Genomic DNA, 8,763 nt, shown 5'->3' on the forward strand with positions numbered 1-8,763 from the left:
GGGGTGGGCGCACCGCCTACTCCACTCGCGTCAGGCCGGGCATCGCCAGCGCATCATCGTCCGATATGCAGAGGAGTGTCATGAAACATCTACCGAGGCGCAGCCACCGCGTGGTGCTGGCCGCCGTCAGCAGCGCGCTGGCTCTCGCCGGCGCCGCGCTCGTGGTGCCCACCATGGCCCAGGCGGCGGCGAGCACGCTCGGTGCCGCCGCGGCACAGTCGGGCCGCTACTTCGGCACCGCCATCGCGGCGAACCGACTGGGCGACTCGACGTACAGCACGATCGCGGCGCGTGAGTTCAACATGATCACCGCCGAGAACGAGATGAAGCCGGAAGCGCTCCAGCCCAACCGGGGCCAGTTCAACTTCTCCTCCGGCGACCAGATCTACAACTGGGCCACCCAGCGCGGTCTCCAGGTCCGCGGCCACACCCTCGCGTGGCACGCGCAGCAGCCGGGCTGGATGCAGAGCCTGAACGGCAGCAACCTGCGTCAGGCGATGATCGACCACATCAACGGTGTGATGGCCCACTACCGGGGCAAGCTGGCCGCGTGGGACGTGGTGAACGAGGCGTTCAACGAGGACGGCAGCCGTCGGCAGTCGAACCTGCAGGGCACCGGCAACGACTGGATCGAGGTCGCGTTCCGCACCGCGCGGGCGGCCGACCCGTCGACCAAGCTGTGCTACAACGACTACAACATCGAGAACTGGTCGTACGGCAAGACGCAGGGTGTGTACAACATGATCCGGGACTTCAAGTCCCGGGGTGTGCCGATCGACTGCGTGGGTCTGCAGACCCACTTCACCGGCGGCAGCTCGCTGCCGGGCAACTTCCAGACCACGCTGCAGAACTTCGCCGCGCTGGGTGTGGACGTGGCGCTGACCGAGGTCGACGTCACGAACTCCTCGACCAGCCAGTACGCGGGTCTGACGCAGGCGTGCATCAACGTGCCGCGCTGCATCGGCATCACGGTGTGGGGTGTGCGTGACAGCGACTCGTGGCGCTCGAACGAGAGCCCGCTGCTGTTCGACGGCGGAGGCAACAAGAAGGCCGCGTACAACTCGGTCCTCAACGTCCTCAACTCCGCGTCGCCCAACCCCACGCCGACCGCGACCGTCTCGCCGACCGTGTCCCCGACCGCCGGGCCGACCGGCGGACCGACCACGCCGCCGCCGACCACCGGCGCGAGCCGGATCGTCGGCAGCCAGTCCGGCCGGTGCATCGACGTGCCGAACTCCTCGCAGAGCAACGGCACCCGGGTGCAGCTCTACGACTGCCACGGCCAGACCAACCAGCGGTGGACCTACACCTCCAGCCGGCAGCTGACCGTGTACGGCTCGATGTGCCTGGACGCCGCCGGCTCCGGCAACGGCTCGGCGGTCCAGATCTACAGCTGCAACGGCCAGACGAACCAGCAGTGGAACGTCAACTCCAACGGCACCATCACCGGAGTCCAGTCCGGCCGCTGCCTCGACGTCTGGGGCACCGGCAACGGCCAGCAGGTGCAGATCTACGACTGCAACGGCCAGGCCAACCAGCGGTTCCAGCTCGTCGCGACGAGCTGACCTTCGCGTACGGAAAACGGCTCACCGTCGTGGTCTCGGCCACGGCGGTGAGCCGCTTTCGTGGTGCTCGCGTGCTGCCGGTGTCAGCCGATCAGCAACTCCGTGCGGTAGTCGGCGGCCAGCGCGGCGGCCCGGTTCCGGCGCTCGGCCTGCTCCTCCTCGGTGAGAGCCGGCGGCGGCGAAGTGGGGCCGTCCACCCGGTCGCCGACGCGCAGGAAATACTCGTCCTGCCCGGCCGGCGTGCACATGCACAGCAGCCGCGCCGGCTGGTCGAAGGAGTTGCGGAAGAAATGCGGCGCGTTCGCCGGAATGTTCACCGTCTCCCCGGCCCGCGCGACGGTCTGCTCGCCCCGGAACGTGAACTCCACCGCCCCGTCGAGCACCGTGAACATCTCCTCGAAGTCGTGCCGGTGCGGAGGCGGCCCACCACCCGGCGGAACCCGCATGTCGATCAGGCAGTACCGGCCGGCCGTCTGCTCACCGGTGACCAGGATCGTGTAGGTGCCGCCCGCGATGGCGAGGTGCGCCAGGCCGGGGTCGTCGGGCCGGGCATGGACGAGGGTACGGGTCGGATCGTCGGACGGGATCGCACCGCTGGCCATCGGCTCTCTCCTCGATCGTCGGTCTGCGGATCGATTCCCCTCATAGCCATCCGCCAAGCTGCTAAACCTGGGGCGCTTTCCGTGGTGGGACCGTCATGCCGGGCGGCGGGCGACAACCGCCAGGGCCATGCCGAAGAACTTCAACGGCGAGCGTTCGATCGCGTCGGTCACCGGCCGGATGCGACGCCCGAAGCGGGACCTGTCGAACGGCGGCATGATGTAGTCCACCGCTACCGGCTCCAACCCGGCCCGCCGCAGCTGCGCGGACAAGCCACGGGCGGTGAAGGAACGGGCGTCGGCGAGCCGACGGTGCAGCGGCACGATCCACGGCAGGAACGGGCCCCGCGCCGGCCGGTACCGCCGGCCCCGGATCAGGAAGCCGTGCGTCTCGAACGGGAACCACCGGTTGGGCGTCGTCAGCGCGAACCGGCCGCCGGGCACGAGCACGCGGTGGACCTGCCGCAGGGCGGCATCCAGGTCGTCGATGTGCTCCACCACCTCGATGGCGGTGACCAGGTCGAAGCTGCCGTCCGGGTAGTCCAGCTCGGTGGCGGACAACTCCCGTACGTTGATCTTCCGGGCCGCCGCCGGATCGCCGGCCAGCCGCTCCCGGAACAGCTCCAGCCGATCCTGCTGGATGTCCACGGCTTCGATCTGCGCGAACGCGTCGACCAGCCGCATCGTGTACGTGCCGTCCCCGCAGCCGATCTCCAGTAATCGCCGGCCGGTCAGCGATGTGTGCCGGCCCAATGTGCCGAGCCTCTTCGCCACCCCACGCTCGCCGAATGCGCTGCCATGCCCCAGCCCCAGATTGCGATTCGTATTCATCATGGTCGCTGACCATAGACCTAACGAGCGTTAGCGTGGGGGCGTCGATCGACAGGCAGTGCCGGCTCTGGCCGACCCCTCTGGCGTCCCGATCTCCGACACCGGAGGGGCCGGCGCGTACGCGGTCGTAGTGCCGGGAACACCGGCACCGCCCGACCAGGTGCCGTCAGGATACTGAGCGGTGACGACATAGGGCGCGTTGCCGACGGGGAACTCGAAGTCCGTCACGGGCGAGAACTCACCCTCCGTCGGCCGGACCTAGTCGGCCTGCCTGGTCCAGCCGAGAAAGCGGCGGTGCAACACCCCGGCCGGCGTCCACGGCATGTCCTCAGTGGCTTGGGCCAGGTAGGCGCCGAGGTAGAGGGCCAGTGACACGGGAGCGCGGTCATACTCCGCGCGCAGCTCGCGTTTCCGTGTCGGGCAGGGCCAGGGCAGATCGCAACCTCCGCAGCTCCAGACCGGCATGACCGGGCCGTGGGTGGTCACCGCACACCCTCGAGGAAACGGGCGGTGATCGTCCGTGCCTGTCGGCTGGTCGCCCATTCCACCTGCCAGCAGGGGTACGGCGACAGCCGCGACCACCAGGCGCGGCAGCCGGTGCACATGCCGTCGCACCCACGGACATGCACAGCCAGGATCGCCTGCTCCAGGTCGTCCTTCACGACGCGTCCTCTCCCGGCCAGTGGCCACGATCGATAGGGATTCGGTGCCGGGCGCGGCAGGGCAGATCCGCTCCGCAGCGGCAGATCCGTCGCCACTTCCGCCAGCACCAGACAGGGCGGTGCCTCCGGGCGAGAGTGAGTGCCGTCGCGACCAGGTAGTCCTCGTACGAGACGTGTCGTCTGCTCGGAGTCGTCCGGGCCGCCCTTCGGCTCATCGCTGCTCTGCCGCGTCCTGCGCCGGCTCACGGTTGCCTTCCGGTCGCCCCAGCTGCGCTGCCAGGTCGAGTAGGCGCTGTCGCGCTGCCGCGCGCTCGGCGTCCTGGTACCGCTGCCCTGTTCCGGACGGTGGTGCCGGATCGGGTTGCCGGAACAGCCATCGCGCCAGCGGACACAGGCGACCCCGGATAGTCACGAGCCCGTCCTGTCGTGCAAGGTCGGGAAGGCGAGCCTGACCGGCGGCTCAGAGCCGTAGACGAACATCCCGCCCGGCGGGTCGTCGACGTCGAAGTCCATGCCGGAGACGGTCCCGCCGAGTGGGGTGCGGTGACCATGTCGACCGGTCATGTCACGGTGACATGAGCGGACTCGACCTGCCCGTACACCGACCGTAGGCTCCTGACCGACCACCATGGGTAGTCGTCTGACGACGCTGGGAGCCGTTGTGCTGCTGGAAAATCTCCGGATCCCCGACGACCTCTGGTTGCGCGAGGACATGCACAAGGCTCTGGCGGCCCGCGACATCGGTGCCGTGTTCCGGCTGCTCGCTCGGCACACCGGCGCGAGCCAAACTCGCGTCGGCGCGGCTGTCGGCCTGGAGCAGGGCTACATCAGCCGGATCATCGCCGGCCGACGGGTGACCTCGATCGATGTGCTGGAACGGATCGCCGACGGCTGCGGCATGCCCGACGAAGCTCGGATGACGCTGGGCCTCGCGCCCTGCCAGCGGTCATATCGCCCGGCCATGGCGGATCACTCCCTCGGTCGGCACAGTGACGTGCCGGGCAACCGGTCCTGGCGCGAGGACGTCCAGGCCGCCGCGCAGCTATGGGAAGGCGATGTGAACCGTCGAGACATGCTTCGCCAGACAGTGTTCAGCTCCACCGCGTACACCCTGCCCGCCCTACGCTGGTTCACCGCCACCACGGCGCAGCCCGTCGAGCAGGAGGGCCGCCGAACAGTCGGTCAACCCGACATCGACACGATCCGGCAGATGACCGCCACTTATCGGCGACTCGACAACCAGTACGGCGGCGGGCATGCCCGCGACAACGTCACCCGCTTCCTGCACCACGAGGTGGCGCCCCTGGTGACCGAAGGCCGGTACGACCCGGCGACCGGCCGCAGACTGCTCGCTGCTGCTGCCGAACTGACGCAGCTCGCCGGGTGGCAGGCGTACGACATGGCCGAACACGGCCTCGCCCAGCGGTACCTCACGCATGCCCTCGACCTCGCCCGAACGGCCGCCGACGCCGGCCTTGGTGCCGAGATCCTCGCCGCGATGAGCCATCAAGCCACCTACCTCGGGCACGCCGCCACGGGGGTCGACCTCGCCCGCGCCGCCCGGCAGACAGCACAACGCGCCGGCCTCACCGCGCTGACTGCCGAAGCGCTGGTCATGGAAGCCCATGCCCACGCTGTCGCCCTCCACGAACGCGACTGCGCGACCGCGCTTCACCAAGCGGAGCGAACCCTCGACCGAGCGGACCGCAGCAGCGATCCTCAGTGGCTCGGCTACTTCGACGAGGCGTACCTGTCGGCCAAGTTCGGCCACTGCTTCCACGCGCTCGGTCAACACCGCCGAGCCGAGCGCTTCGCCGCTCGCTCACTCAAGATGGACGAGCGCTACGTACGCGGCAAGCCTTCAACCTCGCCCTGCTGGCCAGCGTCCACGCTCGCCACGGCGAGCCGGAACGTGCCAGTGCCGTCGGCGCGGAAGCCCTGACCCTGACCACCCAACTGCGGTCGGCTCGTGCCGTCCGTTACGTGCGCGATCTGCAGACCGGCCTGGCACCCCACCGCCGCAAGCCGGCAGTATGGCAGTTCATCACCCGGGTCGATGCGGCGCTCGGCCAGCGGCGCTGACTACAGCTCACCCCGCGCCTGGCGCGCCATCAGCTCCAACACGGCGATCACCGTTCCGGCACCAACGATCTCACCCTCGGACACGAGTTGCCGCGTCTCCTCCAGCGGAACCCAGGCCACGCGCTCGGTCTCGTTGACGTCAACCGGAGCGCCGGTGTACTCCGCATTCCGGGCAAGGAACAGCAAGTTCTCCGCGTCTGCGGTCGCCACCCAAGGCTGAAACGACACCAAGGGCTCCACGGTGCCCGGGCGCCAGCCGGTTTCCTCCTCGACCTCGCGGATCGCGCAGGTCGCCGCGTCCTCGCCCTCATCGACGTAGCCGCCAGGTAGCTCCCACACCCATCTGTCGAACACGAACCGGTGCCGCCGCATCAGCAACAGGCGCTCCTGGCCGTCGAGCACGGCAACCATGGCCGACCGGGGCGCCCGGATCACGTACTGCTCGAAGCGGACCCCGTCGGGCAACTCCACGTCGGCGATGCTCAACCGGGAGCGCCGGCTGCCGTCCACTACCCGCTCGCCGTGAATCGTCCAGCGCGTCGACCTGCTAGCCAGTTCCTCCGTCACACGGCCAGTATCCGACCAGCGGTACCGGGCCGCGGACCGCGGCGCCCGTGACTCGGCTCGACCCCGGAGGACCCGGGAGACGGTATGTGGTGGGCCGGCAGGGCTTCGAACCTTGCATCACGTCCGCGATGAGGCCGTTGATGAGCTCGACCAGCTTTTGGCCGTGTGGCTGAGGTACTGGTTCTAGTCAGCCGCGTCGCCCTTCTCGAGCTCCTCCATCGAACGGCGCAGCGCGGCGGCGTTGGCCGGGCTGCGAAAGAGGTACTCGGTTTCCTTCATCGCCTCGTACTCGGCAAGCGGGACGATGACCACCGGCTCGTGGCCCGAGCGGGTTACCACCACTTCCTCGGCGTTGTTGATGACGCTGTCGAGTTCAGCGGCCAGGTTCTGCCTTAGCTTGGTGAAGTTGACGGTCCGCATGACCACCTCCGGAGCAAGTGGCCCGCGCCTCGTCCTGGTCGAACCGCTGAGCCAAGATCGCGCCCACACAATGGGGCCGTTGAGCTGCAAGAGAGTGGGCCGCCAGGGACTCGAACCCTGAACCTATGGATTAAAAGTCCACAGCTCTGCCATTGAGCTAGCGGCCCGCCCGCTCAGGTTACCGGAACCTGCCCGCCCTAAGCTCGCGGCTTCCACCGCCTGTCGATCTTCAGACCTGAACCAGGCGACGCGCCGGACGCGAGGCGTGAACCTCCCCGCCTGGGGAACCGGGGCAACCATGCGAGTGACCAGCACCGCCGCCGTCGCGGCCTCCCGCGAGGTGCCAGGCGCCGACGGCGTACGCCGGCCCGGCGGTGAGGTGCACGCCTGGCTGCCGGGCCAGAACCAGACGCTGTGCGGGCTGCCCCTGAGCCGTACCCGCCTGCGCCGCTTCCCGCACGTGCCGTTCGACTACTCCGGCACTGACGTCCTCACCGAGGCCGACCCGGAGGGCTGGGTCTGTCCGCGCTGCCTGGCCGCCACGTCGGGTCGCCGCGATCGGGAGAAGGGCTGGGTGCGCACGAACCCCCGTCCGTGAGCGGTTGCTGCCCGGTTCAGCGGGTACCGCACCGGACATGCGCATCGTGATCGTGGGAGCGACCGGCAACGTGGGGACGGCCGTGCTGCGCCGGCTGCGGCGGGAGGCGGAAGCGGAACTGGTGGGCGTCGCGCGCCGGCTGCCCGGGCCGGACGCCGGTGAGCCGTACGCCGACGTGGAGTGGCATTCCTGCGACATCGGCGCGCCCGGGGCGGCCGACCAGCTCGTGCGGATCTTCGCCGGGGCGCGGGCGGTGGTGCATCTGGCCTGGCAGATCCAGCCCAGCCACGACCGCCGCACGCTCTACCGGACCAACGTCGGCGGCAGCCGCGCGGTGATCGAGGCCGCCGTCCGGGTCGGCGTTCCGGCCCTGGTGTACGCCTCATCGGTCGGCACCTACGCGCCCGGCCCGAAGAACCATCCGGTCAGCGAGAACTGGCCGGCGACCGGGGTGGAGACGTCGTCGTACAGCCGGGACAAGGCGGAGGTGGAGGCGCTGCTCGACGGTGTGCAGCGGGAGCACCCGAAGCTCCGGGTGGTACGGCTGCGCCCGGGGCTGATCTTCCAGCGGGAGGCCGGTACGGAGATCAGCCGCTACTTCCTCGGCCCGCTGGCGCCGGTGCGCCTTCTCCGGTACGGCCGCATTCCGCTGGTGCCGTCGAACAAGCGGCTGCGGATGCAGGCGGTGCACGCCGACGACGTGGCCGACGCGTACGCCCGGGCGGTTCTGGGGGATGCGGGCGGCGCCTTCAACGTGGCGGCCGACCCGGTGCTGACGCCGGAGCTGGTGGCCCGGCACTTCCACGGCTGGACGGTGCCGGTGGCGACGCCGGTGCTGCGCGCGGCGGCGGCGCTGACCTGGCGGGCGCGGCTGCAACCGGTCGACACCGGCTGGGTCGACCTGGCGCTGAACGTGCCGCTGATGTCCAGCCACCGTGCCGAGACCGAACTCGGCTGGGCCCCGGCGATCGACTCGGTGACCGCCCTGAAGGACCTGTTCACCGGCATGGCCACGAGAGCCGGCACGGATTCCCCGCCGCTGTCCCCGGACCCGACCCTCCCCGGTCGCCCCGCAGCCCTGACCCGAGGCCACCTCCCCGGCCACCCCAACCCCTACTGATCCCACCCTTCGCCGCTGCCCGCCGCTGTCCCATCCGCTCCGGCGTCGGCCCCGCCCTCGCCCCACCCCGCCACCCCGCCCCACCCCGCCCTGTTGATCAAGGAGTTTGTGTCACGCGCAGAGATCAACTGGAACACAAACTCCTTGATCACCGAGTTGAAAGGGCGGGTGCGAGGGTGGGGCGGGTGGGGCGGGGGCCGTAGGGCGGAGGACTGGCCGGTGATCATGAAGTTGGCGGGTCGACACGCCGATATCGGGACCGTCAACTTCATGATCGACGAGGCGGGGTGAGGGCAGCGTCCAGGCGCCGGCTGTTCAG

General features: G+C 69.8%; 9 protein-coding genes, 1 tRNA gene and 1 pseudogene. 4 read left to right on the forward strand and 7 right to left on the reverse strand.

Annotated elements, in window-relative coordinates:
- The first annotated feature begins 80 nt into the window (after positions 1-80).
- The gene (locus KBX43_RS29160) at positions 81-1,565 is read left to right on the forward strand and encodes an endo-1,4-beta-xylanase (RefSeq protein ID WP_210888350.1); all 1,485 of its coding nucleotides are present in this window, start codon (positions 81-83) and stop codon (positions 1,563-1,565) included.
- Between the two features lie 83 nt (positions 1,566-1,648).
- Here the strand turns inward: KBX43_RS29160 and KBX43_RS29165 are convergent, their stop codons facing one another.
- The 4 genes from KBX43_RS29165 to KBX43_RS32185 form a co-directional block, all read right to left on the reverse strand.
- A complete protein-coding gene (locus tag KBX43_RS29165; RefSeq protein WP_043327473.1) occupies positions 1,649-2,167 on the reverse strand; it encodes a cupin domain-containing protein in 519 nt (172 codons plus the stop codon).
- 93 nt (positions 2,168-2,260) lie between these two features.
- On the reverse strand, positions 2,261-2,917 hold the full coding sequence (locus KBX43_RS29170; RefSeq protein WP_307851624.1) for a class I SAM-dependent methyltransferase: 657 nt from the start codon (positions 2,915-2,917) through the stop codon (positions 2,261-2,263).
- Positions 2,918-3,253: 336 nt separating this feature from the next.
- Entirely contained in the window at positions 3,254-3,481 is a 228-nt protein-coding gene (locus KBX43_RS29175) for a hypothetical protein (RefSeq protein ID WP_210888354.1), read from the reverse strand.
- A complete protein-coding gene (locus KBX43_RS32185) occupies positions 3,478-3,903 on the reverse strand; it encodes a hypothetical protein (protein WP_374226034.1) in 426 nt (141 codons plus the stop codon). Before KBX43_RS32185 ends, KBX43_RS29175 begins: the two co-directional genes overlap by 4 nt.
- Before the next feature lie 415 nt (positions 3,904-4,318).
- Here KBX43_RS32185 and KBX43_RS29185 point away from each other — a divergent pair.
- Positions 4,319-5,739: pseudogene (locus KBX43_RS29185) on the forward strand (helix-turn-helix domain-containing protein).
- Here the strand turns inward: KBX43_RS29185 and KBX43_RS29190 are convergent.
- The 3 genes from KBX43_RS29190 to KBX43_RS29200 form a co-directional block, all read right to left on the reverse strand.
- Entirely contained in the window at positions 5,740-6,306 is a 567-nt protein-coding gene (locus KBX43_RS29190) for an NUDIX hydrolase (RefSeq protein WP_210888356.1), read from the reverse strand.
- A 183-nt stretch (positions 6,307-6,489) separates the two neighbouring features.
- Complete coding sequence (locus KBX43_RS29195; RefSeq protein ID WP_210888358.1) at positions 6,490-6,726, reverse strand: type II toxin-antitoxin system Phd/YefM family antitoxin; 237 nt, start codon at positions 6,724-6,726, stop codon at positions 6,490-6,492.
- A 95-nt stretch (positions 6,727-6,821) separates the two neighbouring features.
- Positions 6,822-6,893: transfer RNA gene (locus KBX43_RS29200), tRNA-Lys, on the reverse strand.
- Between the two features lie 131 nt (positions 6,894-7,024).
- Between KBX43_RS29200 and KBX43_RS29205 the strand changes: the two genes are divergently transcribed.
- Together KBX43_RS29205 and KBX43_RS29210 are read left to right on the forward strand one after the other, a co-directional pair.
- Positions 7,025-7,324: a hypothetical protein gene (locus KBX43_RS29205; protein WP_043327456.1), complete on the forward strand. Its 300-nt coding sequence runs from the start codon at positions 7,025-7,027 to the stop codon at positions 7,322-7,324.
- Positions 7,325-7,361: 37 nt separating this feature from the next.
- On the forward strand, positions 7,362-8,444 hold the full coding sequence (locus tag KBX43_RS29210; protein WP_043327455.1) for an NAD-dependent epimerase/dehydratase family protein: 1,083 nt from the start codon (positions 7,362-7,364) through the stop codon (positions 8,442-8,444).
- Positions 8,445-8,763: the final 319 nt, after the last annotated feature.

The organism is Micromonospora sp. C41 (assembly GCF_018070485.1).
GTDB lineage: Bacteria > Actinomycetota > Actinomycetes > Mycobacteriales > Micromonosporaceae > Micromonospora > Micromonospora chalcea.